The sequence below is a fragment of the Cohnella terricola genome (assembly GCF_007786475.1).
Taxonomy (GTDB): Bacteria; Bacillota; Bacilli; order Paenibacillales; family Paenibacillaceae; genus Cohnella; species Cohnella terricola.
In genome coordinates this window covers 48,883-70,316 of record NZ_VNJJ01000010.1, presented here as the reverse complement: position 1 = coordinate 70,316, position 21,434 = coordinate 48,883, and the positions used below count along the sequence as shown (strand labels likewise).

Here is a 21,434-nt window from a genome sequence, read left to right as displayed (position 1 = left end):
ACCTCCTTCCCCGTAGAGTCGTTTAAATGAATTTGTACTGGTACCGAAACTGTAATTTGGCGTTTCCTTCGACTCTAAGAACGTTTTTGCCGATAGGCAAATCGAAATAATGGTCGTTAAAGTCCGCATATCTATATTTAGCGGATACGCTAGTCTCGATATATTCTCTCTCCGAGTTCACATATACCGTCTCATCGTTCAGCAAGTTCGCGAATCCGAACCTTTCATTGTTTTTCGAAATATTCGTTAAGGAGAAATCGCCGTTCCCCGACTTGGTTATCCAAATCTCCGGCAGGCAAGCCGTATCTCCCTTGTTCTCAAAGACGATTACGGGTTCAAGCTCAAAGGAGATCGATTGGAAGATCGGTTTTATCGCGGCATCGTTCGAATGCATGAATACCCTAAATTTAAGAATTGCGCTTCCTAAATCTGATTCGGGCAAAATATCGGGAATGTACCCGTCGTTTACGCATTGCGCCCAATTCGTCCAATCATGCCCGTCATTAAAGGATGCGGATGTCCACACGGTAATCGATGTGCCCTCGGGTTCAAGGCATGCCCACGAGATTTTGCTTATTGCTCCGTCTCCATCTAGCGCAAAGGGAATGCCCTCCGATTCGTAGTAACCTCCCAATCCTGAAAGCTGCAACCAATTCATTCTATTCACCTCTTGCCTCTCGTCTATTCGATCTTGCCGAAAGGTCTAAAATTAACAGCCGTTCCCGATTCCCTCCATTTGACGATACGATACGTCATCCAAACCGCGTGATGATCAGAGGTCACAATGCCGTCCGTCGTTTCCCATGCCGGTTCGAGGGTTCCGGAAGTTCCGGGAACGGTGCAGACATAAAAGCGCCCGTTGGGAACAGACGGCATCACGATATCGTCAATATGGTATACGGTCGACGGAAGCCAGTTCGTTCGATTGCGCGTATCTTCCGTTGTCGTGAGCGCCGCCACTAGCCATGCCGGCTCCATCGGAGCGCTGGTTCCCGATTGAATGCACTCGTACCAGTGGCCATTGTCTATATTCGGCACGACTCTGTCTCCTAGTTGGTAGGGGTGCAGGGAGTTCCACTTGGAAGCTGCTTTCCCCGATCTAATATTTACTGCACCAATATGCCCTCCGACCTTGGGATTAGTAAAAAAAACGCGCTGGCCTTCATTCCAGTCTCCGTTCGTAGGGAGATTCGAAACATAGATATCCGAGCGATCATCGATCTTCTGAAAGTTGGAAGCAAGATGAAGCACGGTTTGATGGATGTTGTCGGACAAATCGGGCTTAACTAGCGATAAATTTGATGTTGTGGCAGACACATTGTCACGTCCTTTCTAAATGGATAGATCCTTCCAGCTTATAGCCGGAGAGATGTCGTTCCAGGTCTTCGCGGTATTTAATGTGATTTGATCGTTTGAATTCAAGAGAATTCCGTGCTTGTCTCCGTTCGTAAACGCGTTACGTGCAATAATCAACGGATTTTCATCCCAGTCGTAAACCTTCGATAAGGATAACGGGGAATACGCATAAGCATCGTTACATCGGAAATTCAGCTTCATATAGCCTTGCTGCAAACAGTTGTGAACGAGCTGCGGATCGTCGACGCATATCGCGTAATAGACTTTTTCGGGATCATTGGAGAAAATCAGCGGCTTGTAATAATCGGGTTCCGTCAGCCATCTTTTTACTTCTCTTATGGTTGCTTCATCCCAAGCTTCTTCAAAGGCGAAACTGACGGAAAATTTTAATGGCTCTTTTTCTATACCCTGAAAATAGGGTTTGCTTCGCCCGCGGATTTGTTCCTCGTTAATCCTTCTGGAAGCGGCGAAGTATTCTTCTTGCATCCCGCTATCCAGATTTACATTGGCAATCCCGTATCTCTTGGATTCAATTCCGTCGTAAATAAAATAAATCGAATCTTTGATCGTCACTTCCGTTACCTCCCTAAATAAAAAAAAGAGAGGATTCTTCTCCTCTCTTACTGCCCGATTCGTATTCCTTTCCTGCTTAAGCCGTCGACGAATTCATCCGCAAAACTCCTGCCGTCTTTAGGCAGGCTTCCCGTGAAAGTCATGTTTAAGTTTTCGATGGTCGTTCCCGATGGAGTCGCGGAGGAAATGATCGGCCTGGCCGTCATAACGTTGGATAATCCGCCCATCATTCGGCTTGCCATATCTTGAATGAATCGGATCGGCTGATCCAACACCACTTCGCCTTTCCTTAAAATCGAAGGAACTTCGTCGGATTTCAAGATTTTTTTCCACCATTTTTGAACAGTTGTTCCTTCTTTGCCTACTTCGCCGCCTAGATGATAGTACTTATAATCGACGAGCTTTGCGTAGTTCCCTTCGGGAAATCTGTATGGCTCGTCCCTATACTTGGCATTTATCGCTTGAAGTTTTTCAATTTCCGCGTTCTTCTCCGCGCGGTCTTTGTCAGTAAGTTTGCCTTTTTTCACTTCCTCCAGTAAGGCTTCGGCTTTTTTTTTATTTTCCAAATACTGATTCCATGCAGCGGCCCTTGCAGTATCTTGGGTGTTGCCGCTTCCCGAATTTCCGCTATTTCCGCCACTATTAGAGAGAGGACTGTTTTTCAGTTGATCGAAATCCATTTGGAAATTGCTATTGATCGAACCGAAAGTCTCGCCTAAGTGACTTGCTTGGGATTGCAAATAGGAGAAGAACCTTTCGTACTCGCCACGTAACCCGCTTAACGCGCCAGTTACCGTACTTGCATCATCGCTTATCAATTTCTGTTTCAGTTGATAAAAGGACTTTTCGTCTTCCAAGACGGCTTTCCAATGCGTTTCCCGAAGTTTCTTCTCGTTTTCAAGCTGGCTTTTCGTCTTGTTGTAGTTCGAATCTTCCTGATTTCGTTGCTCTTCGTAAAACTCTTCGCGATCCGACAATAAGTCTTCCAGCGCTTCTTTAGAAGACGTTCTTGCACGTTCCCTCTGCTTGTCGGCAATCTGTTCTTCGATCGCGTTTAATTGTTGTTCCAGCTCGGCTCGTTTTTTCTTGGCCTCGAATGAATTGTCCTTCAAAAGCGTATTGTACTTGTTTTGAATCGTCGAGCGTTCATCGCTGAGTTTTTGAATTTCCCGCTGGTAATCTTCGGATGCGTTTAACCGATCCATGGCCTTAAGGCGAGTATCGATATCTTTCTTAAAGGCATTGCTCTCTTCGTCAATGTCTTTAAGCCGTTTATTGTGACGCTCGTCTTCGGCCTCCATGAGGCGATCGATCGCGTTTAATTCAAGATCGCGCTTTTGTTCAAGCATCTTCTTGTAGTTGCCGATGATTTCGTCCGCTTGACTCTTACGCAAACTTAGTTCTTCATCCGCAAGTTGCACAAGCTTTAGCTTATAATCCTTTACATAACCTTGCAGGACTTCGAGTTTCGACTGATACTCGTGTCTTTTTTCTTTCGTTAGCTTTTTAGACAGCTCCCCTTCCAGTTCCTCGATCTGTCTATTATATTCATCGATCCCGTTTAACAGGACGTTTCTCACATTTTCCGAGATTTTGGCCGCTTGCCGTTTCTCGTCCTCGGTATCGATATTTCCGAGCAAAGACTTGGAATAATTCAAATCGTCCAGCTGTTTATCGAAACCGAAAACGATCGCTTCCGCGTGCGCCTTGCCCGATGCTTCCGCCTGCTGTACGCTTTCTACGTTTAAGTTAGAAAGGTCGGCTTTAAGGGTTTCTAAGTAAATCGTATACGCGTCTTTCTCCTGATCGCTTTTGCTGTTTCTGATTTTATTTTTTGTCTTAGCGAACTCCTTGAGAATGTCTTCCCTCTGAATGGCTAACGCTTTGACGATACCGTCCGTATTTTCGGCCAATTGCTTTTTTTCTTCTTCGGTGTTGATTTCTCCAAGCAATGAAATCGCATTGTTGTAATGAGTTTTCTTCTTGTTCGCGTTCTCTGCGATCCGATCGAGTCCGGATTGCAGCGTGGCCGCGATATCCATCGTCACTTGCTTTAACTGCGAGTTGGTGTCGGCCAATTGATTCGTGAGTTCCAGATATCGCTTGACGAACTCTTCGAGTTTATCGGCGGCATGACCAAAACGTGCCGAATTGCCGGCCTTCGATAAAGCAACGAGGCGGGCTTCGACATTGGCGATAACTTCTCCGTTTTTCTCGATCAACCCGGTTTTGGATAGAATTTCTTTAAGCTTGTTTTGTTCTTGTTGCTGCTCGGATTTGAGGTTCCCGATCTCGGATGCCAGTTGCGAGTAAAGCTTCAGCCTCGTACGAAGTAACTGATCGTAAGATTCTCCTTTTGCCTTCGCCTCGTCAATGGTCTTACTGTTGTCTTCTAGAGCACGATTATATTTATCGATCTCAAGCTGCGCCTTGGAGAGTTTAAGGTTGGGTTCGTACTTCGCAGTTGAAGCCGAATTTCCGCTCCTAGAAGTAGATTTAGTAAATACTATTGGCTTGGACAGTGCTTTTACTCGCGCTTCAAGCTTTTCCCGATCTTTGATCATAGCTTGATATTGCTCTCTATCTGAATCGCTAAACATTGATTTTCCGATTTCTAACGGAAGCGCACCCGCCATTGCCGTATAAAACTGCTCGTACATTCTTCGTTTGTTTTCCAATGAATCCAGCGTATCCTTATTGCTGTCTAGAAGTCTTTGCGCTTCCTCTAATCTTTCTTCCCTTTCGAAGTTCGCGATCTCTTCAAGCAAAGCGCCTTTATCTGTAATCAATCCATTATTTTCGTTTAAATATTCCGCAAACTTCGGATACTGATCGATCAAGTCCAGAATCGTATCCAGAGACAGATTTTCGCCATTTTGAAGCGTCTGGTAGGCCGATGATAACTTGCTGAACGATGATAACGATTGGTTCATTCGCTTATCGAATTCACCCAATTCGGCACTATATAAGGCGAAGCCTGCATCTTTGGACGGTTTGGGGGTATTAATCAAACGATTCGAGAATTTTGCGATCGTCTCTTCAGCAATTTTCGCATCCCCGCTAATATCCTGAATGATTTGGATAATTCCCTGACGATCTCCACTCTCAATCATTTTCGTAATGTCGATTTGATTCTCTTGAATATGTTTATTAACTTGCTCTGCCAGTTGTTCGTATTTATACGAGATCTCTTGGGCACTGTCGCCCGTCTCGCTGGCGGCTTCTACGAATGCGGCTCCAAGATTATCGAGGAGTACCTTTACGTTTCGGTCTGCTTGGCCGGACTGTTCGACCAATATTTCGTTATAATCCTGAAATTTCGATACATATCCATTTAAGCCTTCATCGATTTTGCTTCTAGCTTTGTTGATTTCGCTTTCGACTTGCCCGAGCTCGGCCTTGGCTTTTGTTGCCGCGCCTAAGAACCCTGTTCCAATGGTCTCTACCGACAAAAAATTTTCAGAAACGTATTGCCCTTTTTCTTTAAAAATGCGCTGAATTTCGGCATTCAATTTATTAATATGATCTTCGTATTCCTTTGAAAAGGGATCCGAATTTGCAAGATTACTCTCGTTTGCGTAGCGTTCGGCAAAAGACAGAGCTTCATACTTTGCGGATGAATAATCAAATTCATCCTGCTTTTTTTTTATCGTTTTACGTCCCGAAGAAATCTGCTTCTCTGAATCTTTGAGTTGATCCGAGCTTTCCGAATACAATTCCTTTTTTCTTTGTAAATTCAGTTCCTTTTCTTTTTTGATTAATTCGTTTATTTCTTGCGCGGTTTTGTAAACGGCCTGTCCTTCCGCATCGTAATGATCGATGATTTGCGGCATTTCATCAGCCATTTGACTTCTAAGTCTCGCCAGTTCTTCTTGCGTTCCGACGAACGTTTTTAATTGATTGTTAAGTTCCGTGATTCTGGTAATGCTATCCTCGGTAGACTTAATCGTTTCAGATAGGCTTGACAAGTATTCGTTTTGCGAATCTTTAGCCTTGTAGAACAGTCCGATAAGCTTCTCCAACACGAAGCCCAGTGCGACGAACAGAGCGCCGACGACAGTCGATGCAAGAAAACCGCGAATCGCTCCTTGAGCCATTCGCGCCGAAACACCTAGTGCCTTTAAGCCTTTTCCTAGTGTCATGACTCCGATGACAAGATTTTTGAAGTTAACGTTTAAAGCGGAGCTAGAGAATCCGATAGCCCCGAAGATGACCGGAAGAACTCCCGCGGACTGAACAAACTTGTCCAATGCTTTGGTCAAAACAATCATGACTTCGATAACACCATTAAAAGATTCCGAACTAAACCCGGACTGCCATACGCCGGACCATGCATTGCTCAGTTGATTCAGCTTCGCCTCCGTCCCGCTGAGATAGGATGCAAATTTCTCTTGCGCGCTGCCGTTTGCGTTTAATGATCCCTCGAATAGCTGGATGGACTGACTATAATTTTGCATCAGACTCTCAAACATGCCGCTTCGGCTTTCTCCGGCTAGCGTAGCACTTACATACTCTCTTACCGAATCGCTTAAACTCGCCCATCGGCTCCCCAATTCGTCCATGATCGTTCCGAAATTTCTAAACTTGCCCTCGGAATCGACCAGATCTACATTCGCTTCCCGCAATGCCTCGGAAACTTGAACTAGGCTCGTATTTCGCATCTCGTCGAATCCCGTGCTCGTTAGCGCTTGAAACCGTTCAATCATGGCATTAACCGAACTGCCTATCGCCGTGCTCGAAAGCTCCGTTTCCGAAGAGAGCGTTGCAATCCAACTCGCGACTTTCTCGAATTCAAGCCCAGCGTCACCGACTTCTCCGGATATTGACCGCATCGCTTCGCCAATTCGCGAAGCGCTTGATTTCGCGGAATCTCCCAAATACGTCAGCACATCTGACGCTCTTGCTGATGTAACTCCCATTGCGTTAACTACGGATTCCAGGATATTTGCGGATGCGGAATAATCAAGATTTGCGTTTTTGGCGAATTGAGCCGATGTGCTCAAACGTTCCATAAGCTCCGATTCGCCAACGCCCAAGCTTCCGAGATGCAATGCCAATTGCATGATCTCTTCCGTCGCCAACCCCATGTCGTTGCTTAGATTATGAATTTTTTCCCCGTATTTGGAAGCGCGTTCGTCGCTTATTTGATAAACGGACGCAATATCCCGTAATGCTTTGTTTAACTCAAGCATGTAAGGGATTCCGTTCTTAAATACGGTCCCCATTTTAGCCAACGAAGGGCTGAGATCCGATAGAAAAGAAGCTTTCTCCGAAACCCTTGTTACGGCATCGGATGCTTGCGGTGAACTTTTTAATACTCCCTCGCTTTGCAACTTGCTTTGATTTGTGGGAAGAGTCGACGAAACCGTTAAGCCGGAAGCATTCGCTTCTTTGACTAGCTTAGCCACCCTGATCGACTCTCTAAATGTGGCATTTAATTTATTCATCTGCGTCATCATCGTCGAAATATCTTGACTCGCAAACCCGATGCGTACGGATAACTTCTTCAATGAAGATGAAGTTTCCAGTTCTTTAAGAGCCCGGTTCGCGTTTTTTAACGATTCGCCGATATTCAAATCGGTCTTTATTTTAATATTCAAGTTTTTGTCTTGAATCATGCGATCACCCCTTTGCCCTATACCTTAATCTCTAATCTGATCGAACAGTTTGGCAACCATTTCATGCTCCAGGGCTTGGTCCCCGCTCCAAGGGGTAGGACAATCTATCAAGGATTGTCGAATGGATAACAGCATTTCCTTATTTTCATCGTTCAGTTCCAACGTAAACGTTTCTTCCAGGAGCTCTCTGAGATCCCGCTCGAAAGCAGTTGGATCTATAACGTCGTAAGTGGTTTGGTCATTCTCGACCGTAACCGTTTTCGGTACGCCTTGATCATCTAAATAGCAATGCTCTTGAAGAAGCTGCAGATAATACTTGCGTAATTCATTCGCCTTTATGCCTAGAATTTCAACAAACCGGATTCGCATTCGATTGCTTTTACCAGCTAAGGAGAGATTCTGAAGCAGCCATTTGGCCAGGAATTGTACTTCTCCGTATTTGATTTTCATTTAGATTCCTCTCCCGTTTCGAACTCTTGCATGGCTAACTTGATGCCATGATTTACTTTATCGATGGCGATTTTAAGGTCATTGAATATCGAATCCAATTCCGTCTGTTCGAATGCAGCAAGAATGGTATCCAAATATCCGCCATCCTTTAATGTGCGAATTAAACTCAATAATTCTTCGCAACTTTGGGCATCCGTTTCAAGGCTGGTAAAACATTTGACAACGAGAGCAATCGTAAGGCCGATGCCGACTGCAGCATCTACCTTTTTTTCTTTCTCGTACGAGGACTGAAGCAATTCCATCAATTCAACGATCAAAGCGTCCTTCTTGGACGGCCGGAATAACATTTCTATATCGATCGTATGCCCATCCTCGAATTGAACTCTTTTCGTTTTTTTGTACTTAACATCAACTTGTTTAGTGATTTCCGCAGCAGAAAGATTGTTTTTTCTTGGTTTCATTCTTACACCGATCTCCTTTGATTAAATTTACGTTTAATAGAAAATGAATTTTCTGCAAGCCAACAAACGGAATGTTTGAATTCTTGCAGAAAACAAAAAGGGAGAAGGATAGTCACCCTCTCCCTTTTCTTGCAAGATTACGAAATTTGATCCTCGTCGAAAATCTTCATCATCCACATATCGTTGCTTAGCGGATCCTTCAACACGTCCATAGTCATGTCCAGAACCGCAGGATCTCCTTCGGCTGCCAAAGCCAAGTTAAACGTGTCTTCGAACTTGGCGCTCGGAATCGTAATTTGAGCCGCATAGTCTTCTTTCGTGTACTCGTCGCGCACTACGCAGTCAAGTACGACTTTGAACGTTTTGCCGAAGGCGTCGGAGGTGACTTTCAACGTTTTGGCCGTAGCGTCGGTCGTAACGCTATAGTAAGCGGCAATCTTCTGGCCGTCCGCGAAGTCGCCGCTGAAGAAGGTCAGGTTCTTACCGGAGATCTTATATTCTCCCGTAGCGACGGTACCTGCGGCAAACTTCACTTCATCGCCCAGCGTACCGTCTGCGTTCAATTTGTATACGCCGATCAGGCTGCCAACGGGGGTTTTAGACAGCGCGGTCGCATTTGCGTTCACGGTCAACGTGTCGATAAAGACGACGTCCGAAGCCCCCTCCACAAGGTTGTTGCCGGTCAACATCGCCAGCGCTTTATTGTCGAATACCGCATCTTGAAGCGTCAGCTTGGCTTCCCGGTTGCTGGAGAAACCGAGGAGTTTCGGATTGCCCCGGCCGCCGCGAGAGTAGACGGTTTCGCCGGTCGTTTCGAGACCGCTCGTTTTCAAAGTTCTGAGCGTCGTGACCGGTTTGCCGGTCGCCAAGCTGTAGAATGTCGCGATACCCGCGTCGCGGATCGCCCAACGGTTAGGTGTTGTCATAGGTTCATCAAACTCCTTTGATTTTTCTGCTCCAATGCAGATGGTTTAGGTTGATTTTTTTGCCGTCCACATTGCCGGCATAGATGCCTTGCATCGTGAACAGATAGTGGTCGACTTGTTCAAGCCGATTCAGAGCATCGTGGAATTGGAAGATCGTCATGTCGAACACGTTAAAAATGTTTACCGAATTCGACTTCCAGGCGATCCCGGATATCTTGCTTGCGAGGCTGTAAATTTGTTCTTTCTTACGGAGAATCTCGTCTTTGCCTTCCTGAAGCTTGTCGATTAACGCTTTTGCTTTCGCATTGGCAGGCTTGTACTCTTCCTTCGCGAAGCTGACATGATGAGAAATCAGAATCAGACTCTGAAAAACCTCGAAATTGCGATTGTCGAGTCTGCAATCCGGATCGTCGCCGAGCCAAATAAATACCTCATCTTGGCTCTCGCCCAAATGAGGCTCTTGGTTAAGAAGCGTCGATAAGCCCGTTCTGGCAAGTTCCCAGAATGCTGGGTTCGCATCGCAATTCAAGTAAAAAATCTGGAAGCTCGTCAATCCGCTCTCGGACATGTCCGGGGAAGCGTCTTTGTTGATCAACAGCGTCGAGATCATCCTGTCGTATTGGCCATCTCCAATGCTTATGAGCTGCTTCAATGTCGGTGCGACGAAATTCAATCCCTTCCCGATCCTGATCGGAAGATTGGCCAACAATTTCAACTCGATCTCATCGTTCATCCCGTTCATCCGCTTAGCCGAAATCTACGCATTGGTATTGTAGATTAACCCCTTGGTATTTTTCGTTCACCGCGAGCGGATTCAATTCGCGAAATTTCAAGCCGCCGAGTCCGAAGCCCTTGGCCTGACGTAGAAGGCCGTCGACTTTGCTCATCGCGTAATCCGTTCGCGTAACCCCATATGCGGTCTCTTGCGAATCCTGATGGGCGAACAGACGTACGATCATGACACCCGATTTGTAGATTTCGTTCACTTTGGCGAAATCCCCCGCCGAGACGGTCAGGAAAAGCCCCGGGCTCGTTTCCGTCCCCGGAACGAACGGATAAGGAAAGACTTTGTTATACAGCATCGCTGCGGAATCTGATAGTTCAGGCTGATCCAGAAAATCGTTTTCGCCGTAATAAAGCGCTTTGCACAAGTCGGGATCGGACAAGATCAGTTCAATGATGCGTTTCTTGTAACCGATAATCTCTTCTAACCTGGCTATATCCATTCACCTCCTTCACATCTCTGAACCTTCCCGGGAAACTTCGGCGAGAGGGGGAGTCTCGCTTCGTTCCCGAGTATCAGTTTCATATTAGGAATTTGGCCTCGAATCCTGTCAGCCCTACAGGGACAACGTGTTTCGACATTCTCGACTACTCCACAAAGGCCAGCCTCCGCTTTCTCATATTCTCTCGTTTCCAAGCCAACTCCCTCTCCTTTTTGCAGCCCGCGCAATATTTGGCATTGTTGGACGCTCTCCGGAACAAGAGCCCGCAGTCGGAGCAATGCGTATAGCGTGCGCCCCCTTCCTTCCACCTTGAATAATAGTGGACGATGTCCCGGAAATCGCGGATCGCAATGCCCGCCTCGCCGATCTCAACCGCGAAATTCACTTGCACGTCCTCTCGGTCTACGACGCGCGAAGGAGTGATATAGCCTTTTCTCGTCAACTCGTAGATCAGAAGTTCTTTGTTTTTCAACCGGGAAACTCCCGCTTCTTTCAATAGAACTTTCGTCTTCTGACTTACCCAGCCGTTGTTGTTCGGATTCATTTTGTTTTTGGATTTAGCGTAGACGAGCAGGACGAATGCGAGCTTCTCCAGATGGCGGTCGTTCAAAGCGGCGATTTTCTCCAACTCGGGCTGAACGATATCCACCTGTTCGACGCAATACAATTCATGGCTCTGACCGGCGATCGTTCGAACCATCGAGGTCAGCGTCTTGTCCCATCTGGAAGGCTGGTAGCCGGACATCCGGCCCATGTAGCCTTCAATCCGATCACGAACTTCCTCTTTGCTCAACCCTTGCGCAAAATAATGCTTCATCAACACGCGAATCGTCGCGGTCGGTTTCTTCCCGAGTTGCTGCGTCTCCAATGCCTGCTCCAGAACCTTCTTCTCGTTCGTCACCAAATTCATCCGAATCCGCTCCTTTAACGTGGTAAGTATGCATAGCAAAATGCTCCCCCCGATAGACAATGTCTCCTTCGGGGTCCAATATCGGATAAGAAACCCGGTAATCGTTTGCTTTCAACAGATTTCCGATGATCGTCTCGCCGGCAACGTCCCAGGCGAATTGTTTCGATCGGTTGGTCTTGTAGCACAGATCGACGACAATATCGCAAAGCTCGTTCGCATCGCCGCATATTCGATAAGCTTCTTCCAGAAACGTCCGTCGCGCGCTCTCCGTACGGTCGTCCTCGTCCCCGGGGAGCATTCCCGCGCTTTTTAGAGCCATGTAGTCCTTCATTTCCGCCTGATACAGGGCAAGAACATCGGCCATCTGCTTGTACTTGACAGGACGGTAGCCGACACCTGACTTCAAACGCGAATAATCGTATCCTTTAAGATGCACGGGCATATCCTTGACGTCGGCCATCACCTCTTCGACTTTCCGGCAAAGCCGGTTCATGACCGAACTTTCCATCGATACGGGCATTTTCATCCGGTAATGGCGCAAGAAATCTTCCTCGTCTTCCGTGCGCTCGTTCTTGGCTGTCAACTGTTCTACGGTGCATCCGAACCGATTCCGGCAGTTTGCGTTCCCGCCACCGATAAAATTATCGTAATCTTTCTTCAACTCGGGATAACGATAGATCATAAAATAAGGCTTTTTTTCCGCGACCAGTATCCGGTTGTGCTTCTTGGTCTCCGCCGCCTCCTCGTTATCGCCCTCTTCGGGGAGGTTCGCCCGATAGTCGTACCAACCCTTTGGCATCGGACGGCTTTCGATTCCCTTCGTCCGGTCGATCGCGTTCTGCTGATAATTCTGGCCGCATAGAATGCGGTACGCCATCGTCCTGTATTCCTCGCTATCCGAACTGAACTTGGCGAGCACATCGTACATCGCCGTAATCCGATTCGTAATGCTGCCGATCCGATCCCCGAAGCTCAGCTTGTTGGCCCGGATCAAATCCGCCTCCGCGATCGTCTTCTTTGGTGCGCTCTTCTGCTCGCACACGATGGCGTCCAGCCGCCGAACATTCCTCAGAATCGCCGGATTATTCGTCGTGAATACCGCATCGCCGTCCATGTCCGCGCCGTTCATCGCTTGCGCCGTCGTATCGTGGGCGTTAAAGATCGTCACGGTGCCCATATGCTTGTACCAGTCCCGCATCACGGGCGTATCCGCCAATTCGAATACCCGAATGTTCGAATGGCAAGTCATCGGCGCCCTGAAAGCAGCCACTTGCGAAATGCCGCGATCGCTCCAATACCGCTGGTAAAATTGTCCGGCGGCGAGCAATCCCGTGACCTTCAACCCGAACATGCTCTGACATAAAGCGTACGGGTCTCCGGAAATTAATGAGTAATTCCCCTTCACGCGGATTTCCCCCATTTTCGCTCCCTGGATACGTTTGGCTATTAATTTATGAACATGATGGCGCACGTAAGGATCCCGGACCATATCTTTATCGATCATCAACGCCTTGGCGAAATCGAAGTCGCTTTTCTCGTAGGACGATTCGTCCATTCTCATTCCTTTAAGAAAAAGCAGCGTTTTTCGATAATCCCCTCCGAGCGCCTCTTTGATTTCCGTCATCGTCGGCGCGATCAATTCGTCAATATCCCCGTCCGTCAGATCGAGCGACTGGATAAATTGATAATTGAGATCCCGCTCGTTATCGAGTTGATTCGGCGCCGTTTTCGTCACGCTGAACGTATATCCTTCGCGCTCGCAACTTCCGAGAAAATGTTCCATGCTATCGTAACAATGCCATAGCTTCAGCATCGATTCCGTCAGTACAAGCTCGCTTGCGGCCGCGGACCTTCTGGTTCCCCAGACATCGACGACTTCGTCCGATCTGGCGACTTCCCGACTCCAGGCGCGGTAGTCGAAAGTGTACAACATCCCCTTCGTAAAAGCGTTTCGGATGCAAAACCCGCCCGGCATATAATCTAGGCCCAATGCATCGGCCCATCTTCGACTCAGTTCCGGTGAAATTAGTCCGTATCCGTCGCTATTATTGTTCATCATTGCGAAGTTCTTCATTTCTCGGATCGTCGGTTCCGGGCCTTCCTCCGAGATGTGCACGACATCCGAGACGATCGGTACTCGGCAGTCTTTAACGACCAAAATACCTGCAGGGCCGGGTACGGGTTTGGACGCGGAGCAGGCCAGTGCCTTATATGCTTCATACTTAGCCGGAACAAGCGGCACGTCGGACTTTCGCCCGTTTTCAAGTTTGGCTGCCAACGTCGGATATATATCCTCGCTCACGTAGACGACCGTGTTTTTTTTCACGCCGCCCGGCGTCGCGAGCAGCCGTCTGTACTTCGTGCCGTTGACGAGAAAGCCGCTGGCCGAATTAACCCGATCGAAATCCGCTACGCTGTCCATAATGACGGACAAATAATCCGACATGAACAAGGCCGAATAGAGGTTTTCGTACAGCTTTGCGATTTTGGCACCATTCCTTCTGCTGTCCGGCCCATTCTGCAGCGAACGAATATCCTGTCTGACTCGACTTGCGCGCAGGCGAGCATCTTCTTCGCGAATCCCCTTGATCTCACGAATAAATCGCAGCGTCTGGCTGTCGGCAATTGCGACCAGCTCCTCGTTCCTTCTTGCTTCCTTGAGTGTATAGTTTTCGAGATGCCAACCGGCCTTGCGAAGGCGGGACGAACGGATTTTCAACACATAGGTCAGACTCGTATCGGGTAAACTCATCCGCCCTTCCCCCTCTTCAAGACTTGCGCATTGGATAGCTTGGCGAATTTCATCATGCGAATTCCTCCCCTCTCCAATAGGTGGCATTCGAACGACAATTTTCGATCACGACAAAAAGCCTTCTCCTTCGCTCCCCGTCCGGAACGACAGTTTGGATGCATTTTAACGCTTCGTCGAATAAAACTCAGGCACGGCGCGAACATTAAGCGGAAAAAATCCGAGTCGAAGGAGATGGACCAGTGACCGAAAACAATCAATTTCTCGATCCCCCGATCGTCCCCCAGTACCGAACCGACGAAGCGCATACTGCGGCGAATGACGATCACGATAGTTACAAAGATGAGATTGTGGAAGAACTTGAACAGAACGAAGGTTATCGATCGATCTGTCGGGAATAAGCGATGCGAAGGAGATGATTCGATTGTCAGCAGATCATAATCGGGAAAATCGAGAACCAACGATCGCGCCCGGCGTCGATACGCACAATTCGCTTGAACAGGAAGCGACGGACGAAGAAAAGAAAACCGGGGATTCCACCGAGGTGACGCATCTTTACTTAGACCGAACGCCGGACGAGTAGTCGCCGGTTTTTAAAATCAAAAGGCCTTCTTCTCGTCCCCCGGGGAACGTAAAAGAAGGCCGGCGCCGATCGATCAGCGTCAATATAAGGTGCACCTGCTGCTTTAAATCTTTAGCTCCCCGAGCTTAATAAGCTCGACAACCGCTTGCGAACGACCTTTGACATTCAGCTTTTGCATCACATTGGAGATGTGTTTTGAAACACACCCAAAATACGGGTTAGAGAATGGAATTCGAGGAATCACATTTAATGTGTCAGTGGCTATTCGGCAGTTTAGGTAGCAGTCAGTTCAAGTTTATTCAAATCCACGATGAAACCATATCTCTTCAAGATATCTAATCCGAGCAAACCCTTATGCGACTTAGGAAGCATGCCGACATCAACTTCAATACTCTGAATTTGCAGCTGGTCAATCACAATTTCGTCCAACACTTTCGTATAGAACGGCACTGTCCCACCAATTCCATACGCTTCGTAGACCTCATCGCCATTCTCATACGTCACTCCGATTTCTTCCAACACATCAGGGCTGAAAATCGTGTGCGAAGAACCAGTATCAATAATAATGTCTGTCAGTTGTAACCTTTGTCCACGATAACAAACCGTAAGCGAAGCTGTCAGAAGTTGTCCATCATACGTAATCTTCATGATCCCCGTCTCACTCTCATCAGAGGGTCTCTACGAAGGTGTATGATACATTCTTCGTTCGAGGTATGATAGACGAGACATCCAGCTTTCGCATTGAAAAATTCCCTATTTGCATCCTTCTGAGCAACCGCTCGAATAGGTGCTACATCCGTAACAATTTTCTTATCGTCTTCCTCACGAAAGTCAAGGATGGAAAGCAGAACGAATTGGTTGGGAAACTGTTCTCTGACTTGCTGCCATTGCATCGTATATCCCCTCCTGTTAGATTTGGAAACTTCTATGATTATTCTATCACTATTCAGTCTCTACTTCACTTGATTCGAAAGCTTGGTTCAATTCATATTGTTCTTTTGGAGACAATTTATCTACATTTACTACAGTATTAATATTTACCCCGAAGTCCATCAATTTTAGTCCAATTTGCTCTGTGTAGTCAAAAGTCCGATGTTCAATTCTTTTCTTGTAATGTTCAATAAAAGGATTATTCTTTATAAAGTCAATAAACTGACCTGAACTAATTTCTCCTACGTAATGCTTCTCAAACAACGTTCTAGAAACTATTATATTCTTTTGAAGTTCATGCCTTTGAGGCGGTCTTCTTAAAAAAAATCCTGAGAAACCAATATCATCAATTACAAAAATATCATCTATATTTAAATTTTCTCCTTGAGCTGTATTGGTCACAACCATTTTATAAATATTATTGATTTGGGCTATTCCAAGTTTTCTCCTTATTTCTAGTAGATATTCTTCTTGTGAATAATAATCGACTACCCTATCTAATTGCATAGCTCCACTATGGATTTCATCTAAATTCCTCATATAATCTCTATACGATGTAGGGTCATTCAAATGTTTAACTTGCGTGAAAAACAAATCATTATCAAGAGCAAAAACTACATCGCATTCATAATCAGGCTTATCAAGATGAATATTTTTCAAGCCAACACTCGTTAATAATGTTCTAATTTGATCCTCAAATAGGGTTCCTTTAATTTTAACGTCCACTTCTTTACTTTTAAGATTAGACAATAAAGCACGAGAAGGGTCTGTGACTCCTGATATAGAAGGAATCACTATGTATTCATCTCCTACTTTTAACAATGGACAATCAAGAAGATCGGCTGATTTATCTCCAAAAACCAATAAATCAAATATTTTTTCAGCACTTGTTTGTTTAAGCCCCCACTCGATAAATAAGTAAATCCACTTTCTCTTAGTTTTTACAATACAAACATCTTGCAACGAAATACTGCTGTACTTTGATTTAAGTTTGCGTTTCTTAATGAATGTTTCGCATTCATTAACAATGATACAATATGCTCTGATATACTCAGCTATTGTAATATCAAGGAATTTGATATCCAAATTATTTGTTGAAAAGTACTCTTCAACAAACTCACAAGTCATTCTTTCATTGTATGAAATAAAGTCATGTGGTGCTAGTTTTCTAGTTTTTGAAATAGTTGAATATTTCCCATATAAAATTAATTGTTGGTGGGCATATCTTGTTTGTTTCGCGTTACGTACATCAAGAAACTTCATATGGGATATAGTCTTACCTAACGTGCGATCGCCTTTGGATGTAGCAGTAATAAATTCATCAATGTGAATGTCTAATTCAAAGTAACTCCATAGTTCTCTTAAAACATCAAGAACAGCTCTGTAATCCGAACATCTAATATGCATTGCTGCATTCTTCACATTTTCAAAATCTATTTTTAAAGTTGGATTCTCTAATGGAAAGTTCTTGTGTTTTATCAAGTATTGAAGAACCTGACCTGATGATTCAGCTACATTTTCAAATACGTCTGATCGATTGTTGTTCAGCGCTGAGCCATATTGTAATTTATGAATATCATTTGCTAAAAAAAGCTCAATTGCTATAAGGAATGAACTGATATGGATGTCGTCATCAATTAATTGTTCAATTTCTCTTAACTGGTTGTTGGTAAAGTCCTTATATAATTGATTAATTGTAGCAACTTCATTTTCAAATCGTATTATTTTCTCTTCATTAGGGTGAAGACTTAATAATGAATCCATCACTCGTTGATATTTTTCTGAATTTGACGGCTTTCCTGAACCAAAAAAGTCAATGCAGATGCCAGATTTTTTTACTAATTCTAACGCTTCATCCAGCCCCATTTTTTCGCATGTATTAATAATTGTATTTACAAACCCTTTTCTTTTCGCCAACTTTTCTAAGTCATACATGTACACGAGCATTCACCTCTTAACCCTAGTTGTGAAATCACATAGTATAATTTTAACATATCTGTCGCTTATATTTGTTCGAAACTGACGAACCTAATTTCCAATTAAAACAAGCGATGCCTATTCAAGCATCGCTTGTTCTTGTTATTTATGAGAGACCTCCGTCTTGTCTTCACATGCTAATTCCTCCAAAGACAACCCAAACGTCGTTATTACCTGAATATCGCCAGAACGATCTACTTTTATGTCGGAAAGCAACTTCTTCAGTACAAACTGCATCTCATCAAACGAATCAAAATCCATGTCCAACAATTCATCCAGCAGTTCCATCACTTGCTCATATAGCTCGTTCAAATCTGCTTTCTTTCTTCGTTCCTCCGACAATTCCGCCAGTCGTTTCTCACATTTTATAATTTCATTTTCATAAATACCCTTCTCCAGATTGTACTGTTCCTCGTCATGGAAATTCCCTGACATTTTCTCACGACGCAGTTCGAACAGGTATTTGCGGTTATCGGTAATTCGCTTTTGCATTTTTTGCATTTCACTTTCCATGTCCGAATGATTAATTTGGATTAGCCCTTTGTGTTTCTCTAACAACTGTTCAGCCGAAGTAATGCTGTGAAGTGTCTCAGACAATGTGTCCATTAGCTCATCACGAAACGGATAATAGGGAAGCGATAAATCATTGTTGCACCCTGCATCTCCTTGCCTTCTTCTTCTGGAACAGATCAAATAACGGTATTCTCTTCCGTCTTTATCTGTTTTTTTACTTTTGGATCTCATGCTGACCATAGCTGAACCACAATGCGCACACTTCATGATTCCTGCGAAGATATTGATCTTCTGCTTGATTCCGCCTCGTTCGCCTCCACCGCGTTCAAGACGTAGCGACTGCGCCAGTTGAAATGTTTGCTCATCTATAATGCCTTGATGTGTAGTGACTTTGTTTGCATAACGCCACTCGCTCTTCGGTCTTTGCACCTGTACTTTTTTTCGTTCAGACAGATCGTTGACGTTTGTATACACTTTTTTAGTCTCGTATTTCGAGGAACGATTTTTTCCGATATATGCCTCGTTCTGAAGCATACGTTGGACCGTTGTAACGCCCCATACGCCGTTCTTAGGAGAAGGGATACCCTTATCATTCAAATAAGCGACAATCGCCTTCTCACCCATCTTATTAGCGGTATAAAGCTGGAAAATGGTATTCACAACATTGGTCTGATATTCATCAGGAATTAACACTTTCAAACCGTTTCTGACTTCTCTCATGTATCCATACGGTGCGCGGCTCCCTGTGAAATTCCCTTTGAGGGCTGACTCCCTCTTGCCACGTCGAGAACTGCGACTGATTTGCTCACTAACGGACTGATTTATGCTAGCAATGATGGAAAACAACATTTCACCGTCTCTATTTGAATCATAATGGTCATCAATGGAAATGATCCTGACTTTCAATGCATCGACCATTGTTCTCTTTAATTCGATGGAGTCGCCAATATCGCGAGCAAAACGCGAGAGAGCCGCAAAAATAACAACTTGGAATGTACCACGCTGTGCATCTCGTACGAGTTGCTGAATCGCTTGCCTATCGATAATGTTCGTTCCTGATTCGCGGTCTTCGTATATGATGTCCTCACTTATTTCCCAGCCCATGTCCTCTGCATAATGTTTACAGGCAGCAACCTGATGCTCGGGACTATCCTTCTGACTATCTTTCATCGTACTGACACGTACGTAAATAGCTGCTCTCGTCATGTTCTGATTTCCCCTTATAGAAAAGCAAATCCCTCTGGCGCATAAGATACTTGCCAAAGGGACCGCTGAATTGTATGGATTTGTTTTAGGCAATAAACTCGTCTAAATGGCACGTCCTAAAGCGGCGATTTTTTTTACTCGGTAGTTGTTGGCCTGGAATTCATCCACGTTCTTCTTAACGACTTGCCTTGCAAGATCATCGATAAGTTCTGGCAAATTTCCTTGACCTGCTTGAATGTGAATACGAAATGATTTATTTAAATCCCTGGACATAAGGGCATTCTCCTCTCGATATTTCCTTTTTTATTTTTATGTGACTCCAAGTTTGTACCATGACCTTCCACTAAACTTAGCGGTCGGTTCTCCATTTTTTTGCGTTTATGAATTATAGCTCGATCAGATAAATTCGATAAATTTCAATGTATATGAACTGCGGATATCACAGTAATTTTCGATATTTATAAGATGTTCGTAGACTTCCTAATCTTCCAACAGGTACGACAGCTTTGCTTTCAAATCATCGGTATTGTCCAAACGGATATTGGCAAGCTCTATGTATGCAGGCTCACGCTCAAAGGTTACAAATGATCTTCCCGTCAATTGTGCGGCAACGCATTCCGTCCCGCTCCCACAGAAGGGTACGAGTACAACCTCGTCGCGATGAGAATGGAGATTAATCAATTTAACCGATAGTTCAAGCGGCTTCTGACAAGGAAATCTACCAAACTTCTTTTCCCTTGGCGGCGTTAAGCTTGTCGTAAACACATTCGTAATATTTTTACCGTCATTGATCTTGTGAGCATAATCGCGGTTGTACGTACCGCCTGTCTGCTTCGTTGCCCAAATAATTGATTCAGTCGCGAACCTCGGATTCGTTCCCAGAAAGCTTGGCGGCGGATTTGTTTTTAACCACTCATATTTGATGCGAACCTGATAATCTATCTTCGACATCAGATAACCGACTTGGAAAATATTATGGTGTGTGCCGTAGCACAAGATTGAACCTCTCGGCTTTAATACCCTGTAACACTGTTCAAGCCAAGCTTGGTTGAACGCTTCAAAGTCTTCGATATAGTCCCATTCTTCGTTAATCGTCTTGAATCTCAAGTGCTTCATATCCGCATTCGCGCCGTCCCTCGCAATATTGTATGGCGGATCGGCGATGATAAGATCAATGCTATCTGAGGGTAGCATCTTCATCCCCTGAATACAGTCTCTTTGGTAGATTCTATTAAGTTTGATGCCTTGTGATTGTTTATTCATGGTAGGTTTCTCCTTGTTAATTATAAAATGATAATTTCGTAGTGTTCTCTGGGATGCAGTCTAAATCGTTGGTTGCCGCTGATGATGTACCAGTCGTTATCCATCTCGATGTGGCATTTCAGCATTTGTTCGCCTATTTTCAGGAGGAACACGTCGCCGCAATGAAAGTAATCCTTCGACCAGTCTTCGTTGTCTAGCGGATATCCCCAGCGGTCTATTCCATTGTCGTATTTCAAAATAAAAGTAGCTTTCGTCGTTTTTGGTGATTTCATGGCAGTCCTCCATCGTGTTTTTCTTCGTTTTCCCTAACACGTTCCCGCGACAGCTTTGTCATGGGGGGTTTAGGGTTATCCAGTTGTCAAGGTACAAGTAAAGGGAGTCCATAATTGGACTCCCTCGGGGCTGGCTATAAACCAAAAACACCCAAGGTTTTACCGTATGAGAATCGTTTCTCATCTTTGCTTCTATTCGATTCCTACAATCAGGATAGACTTCTCCCTGTTAGTAGGCGTCGATTTAGAAGTAAAACATAAAGATGAGCGCTTACTGTGTGGCTACTGCCACTCAGTAAGACCGATTCCGCACATCCGAAGATGTCGGTATCCTTGGGTGTTACATATGTGATTATAATTTTCGCTCAGTTGAGCTTGGAATTGATAATATCAGTTGGGTTCATACCTGTCAATAAGTTTT

At 45.1% G+C, this 21,434-nt stretch carries 18 protein-coding genes and 1 pseudogene; 2 read left to right on the top strand and 17 right to left on the bottom strand.

Going from position 1 to position 21,434, the window contains the following annotated elements:
* Positions 1–22: 22 nt before the first annotated feature.
* The 10 genes from FPZ45_RS17140 to FPZ45_RS17095 form a co-directional block, all read right to left on the bottom strand.
* A complete protein-coding gene (locus FPZ45_RS17140; RefSeq protein WP_144704522.1) occupies positions 23–658 on the bottom strand; it encodes a phage tail family protein in 636 nt (211 codons plus the stop codon).
* 23 nt (positions 659–681) lie between these two features.
* Positions 682–1,317, bottom strand: a complete 636-nt coding sequence (locus FPZ45_RS17135; RefSeq protein ID WP_144704519.1) for a hypothetical protein — start codon at positions 1,315–1,317, stop codon at positions 682–684.
* A 15-nt stretch (positions 1,318–1,332) separates the two neighbouring features.
* Complete coding sequence (locus FPZ45_RS17130) at positions 1,333–1,929, bottom strand: distal tail protein Dit (RefSeq protein WP_144704517.1); 597 nt, start codon at positions 1,927–1,929, stop codon at positions 1,333–1,335.
* A 47-nt stretch (positions 1,930–1,976) separates the two neighbouring features.
* Positions 1,977–7,547 (bottom strand): phage tail tape measure protein, encoded by a 5,571-nt coding sequence (locus tag FPZ45_RS17125; RefSeq protein WP_144704514.1) that lies wholly within the window; start codon positions 7,545–7,547, stop codon positions 1,977–1,979.
* Positions 7,548–7,571: 24 nt separating this feature from the next.
* Complete coding sequence (locus FPZ45_RS17120; RefSeq protein ID WP_144704511.1) at positions 7,572–7,997, bottom strand: hypothetical protein; 426 nt, start codon at positions 7,995–7,997, stop codon at positions 7,572–7,574.
* The gene (locus FPZ45_RS17115; protein WP_144704508.1) at positions 7,994–8,458 is read right to left on the bottom strand and encodes a hypothetical protein; all 465 of its coding nucleotides are present in this window, start codon (positions 8,456–8,458) and stop codon (positions 7,994–7,996) included. The genes FPZ45_RS17120 and FPZ45_RS17115 overlap by 4 nt, the downstream gene beginning before the upstream one ends.
* Positions 8,459–8,595: 137 nt before the next feature.
* On the bottom strand, positions 8,596–9,384 hold the full coding sequence (locus tag FPZ45_RS17110) for a hypothetical protein (protein WP_144704505.1): 789 nt from the start codon (positions 9,382–9,384) through the stop codon (positions 8,596–8,598).
* Between the two features lie 7 nt (positions 9,385–9,391).
* The gene (locus tag FPZ45_RS17105) at positions 9,392–10,117 is read right to left on the bottom strand and encodes a hypothetical protein (RefSeq protein ID WP_144704502.1); all 726 of its coding nucleotides are present in this window, start codon (positions 10,115–10,117) and stop codon (positions 9,392–9,394) included.
* Positions 10,118–10,130: 13 nt separating this feature from the next.
* The gene (locus FPZ45_RS17100; RefSeq protein WP_144704499.1) at positions 10,131–10,610 is read right to left on the bottom strand and encodes a hypothetical protein; all 480 of its coding nucleotides are present in this window, start codon (positions 10,608–10,610) and stop codon (positions 10,131–10,133) included.
* A gap of 770 nt (positions 10,611–11,380) precedes the next feature.
* On the bottom strand, positions 11,381–14,272 hold the full coding sequence (locus FPZ45_RS17095; RefSeq protein WP_186438444.1) for an RNA dependent RNA polymerase: 2,892 nt from the start codon (positions 14,270–14,272) through the stop codon (positions 11,381–11,383).
* A 239-nt stretch (positions 14,273–14,511) separates the two neighbouring features.
* On the opposite strand from FPZ45_RS17095, the gene FPZ45_RS25400 reads away from it, so the two are divergent.
* Entirely contained in the window at positions 14,512–14,670 is a 159-nt protein-coding gene (locus FPZ45_RS25400) for a hypothetical protein (RefSeq protein WP_186438443.1), read from the top strand.
* 23 nt (positions 14,671–14,693) lie between these two features.
* A complete protein-coding gene (locus FPZ45_RS25395) occupies positions 14,694–14,852 on the top strand; it encodes a hypothetical protein (RefSeq protein WP_186438451.1) in 159 nt (52 codons plus the stop codon).
* Between the two features lie 103 nt (positions 14,853–14,955).
* Here the strand turns inward: FPZ45_RS25395 and FPZ45_RS25900 are convergent.
* The 7 genes and pseudogenes from FPZ45_RS25900 to FPZ45_RS17060 all read right to left on the bottom strand — a co-directional run.
* Positions 14,956–15,054, bottom strand: a pseudogene (locus tag FPZ45_RS25900) (LuxR C-terminal-related transcriptional regulator); the annotation flags it as partial.
* A gap of 71 nt (positions 15,055–15,125) precedes the next feature.
* Positions 15,126–15,500 (bottom strand): retropepsin-like aspartic protease, encoded by a 375-nt coding sequence (locus FPZ45_RS17085; protein WP_144704493.1) that lies wholly within the window; start codon positions 15,498–15,500, stop codon positions 15,126–15,128.
* A 294-nt stretch (positions 15,501–15,794) separates the two neighbouring features.
* On the bottom strand, positions 15,795–17,723 hold the full coding sequence (locus tag FPZ45_RS17075) for a hypothetical protein (RefSeq protein WP_144704487.1): 1,929 nt from the start codon (positions 17,721–17,723) through the stop codon (positions 15,795–15,797).
* A gap of 138 nt (positions 17,724–17,861) precedes the next feature.
* Positions 17,862–19,478 carry a recombinase family protein gene (locus tag FPZ45_RS17070; RefSeq protein ID WP_144704484.1) on the bottom strand — a complete coding sequence of 539 codons (1,617 nt, stop codon included), beginning with the start codon at positions 19,476–19,478 and terminating at the stop codon, positions 17,862–17,864.
* 102 nt (positions 19,479–19,580) lie between these two features.
* The gene (locus FPZ45_RS25390) at positions 19,581–19,751 is read right to left on the bottom strand and encodes a hypothetical protein (protein ID WP_186438442.1); all 171 of its coding nucleotides are present in this window, start codon (positions 19,749–19,751) and stop codon (positions 19,581–19,583) included.
* 207 nt (positions 19,752–19,958) lie between these two features.
* Positions 19,959–20,741, bottom strand: coding sequence for a DNA-methyltransferase (locus FPZ45_RS17065; RefSeq protein ID WP_144704481.1), 783 nt, complete (start codon positions 20,739–20,741; stop codon positions 19,959–19,961).
* A 20-nt stretch (positions 20,742–20,761) separates the two neighbouring features.
* Positions 20,762–21,013, bottom strand: a complete 252-nt coding sequence (locus tag FPZ45_RS17060; RefSeq protein WP_144704479.1) for a DUF5348 domain-containing protein — start codon at positions 21,011–21,013, stop codon at positions 20,762–20,764.
* Positions 21,014–21,434 lie beyond the last annotated feature (421 nt).

Coding starts and splice junctions, on each gene's coding strand:
- FPZ45_RS17140 (WP_144704522.1), bottom strand. CDS start 658: ATGAATTGGTTGCAGCTTTCAGGATTGGGAGGTTACTACGAATCGGAG.
- FPZ45_RS17125 (WP_144704514.1), bottom strand. CDS start 7,547: ATGATTCAAGACAAAAACTTGAATATTAAAATAAAGACCGATTTGAAT.
- FPZ45_RS17120 (WP_144704511.1), bottom strand. CDS start 7,997: ATGAAAATCAAATACGGAGAAGTACAATTCCTGGCCAAATGGCTGCTT.
- FPZ45_RS17115 (WP_144704508.1), bottom strand. CDS start 8,458: ATGAAACCAAGAAAAAACAATCTTTCTGCTGCGGAAATCACTAAACAA.
- FPZ45_RS17110 (WP_144704505.1), bottom strand. CDS start 9,384: ATGACAACACCTAACCGTTGGGCGATCCGCGACGCGGGTATCGCGACA.
- FPZ45_RS17105 (WP_144704502.1), bottom strand. CDS start 10,117: ATGAACGATGAGATCGAGTTGAAATTGTTGGCCAATCTTCCGATCAGG.
- FPZ45_RS17100 (WP_144704499.1), bottom strand. CDS start 10,610: ATGGATATAGCCAGGTTAGAAGAGATTATCGGTTACAAGAAACGCATC.
- FPZ45_RS17095 (WP_186438444.1), bottom strand. CDS start 14,272: ATGAGTTTACCCGATACGAGTCTGACCTATGTGTTGAAAATCCGTTCG.
- FPZ45_RS17085 (WP_144704493.1), bottom strand. CDS start 15,500: ATGAAGATTACGTATGATGGACAACTTCTGACAGCTTCGCTTACGGTT.
- FPZ45_RS17070 (WP_144704484.1), bottom strand. CDS start 19,478: ATGACGAGAGCAGCTATTTACGTACGTGTCAGTACGATGAAAGATAGT.
- FPZ45_RS25390 (WP_186438442.1), bottom strand. CDS start 19,751: ATGTCCAGGGATTTAAATAAATCATTTCGTATTCACATTCAAGCAGGT.
- FPZ45_RS17065 (WP_144704481.1), bottom strand. CDS start 20,741: ATGAATAAACAATCACAAGGCATCAAACTTAATAGAATCTACCAAAGA.
- FPZ45_RS17060 (WP_144704479.1), bottom strand. CDS start 21,013: ATGAAATCACCAAAAACGACGAAAGCTACTTTTATTTTGAAATACGAC.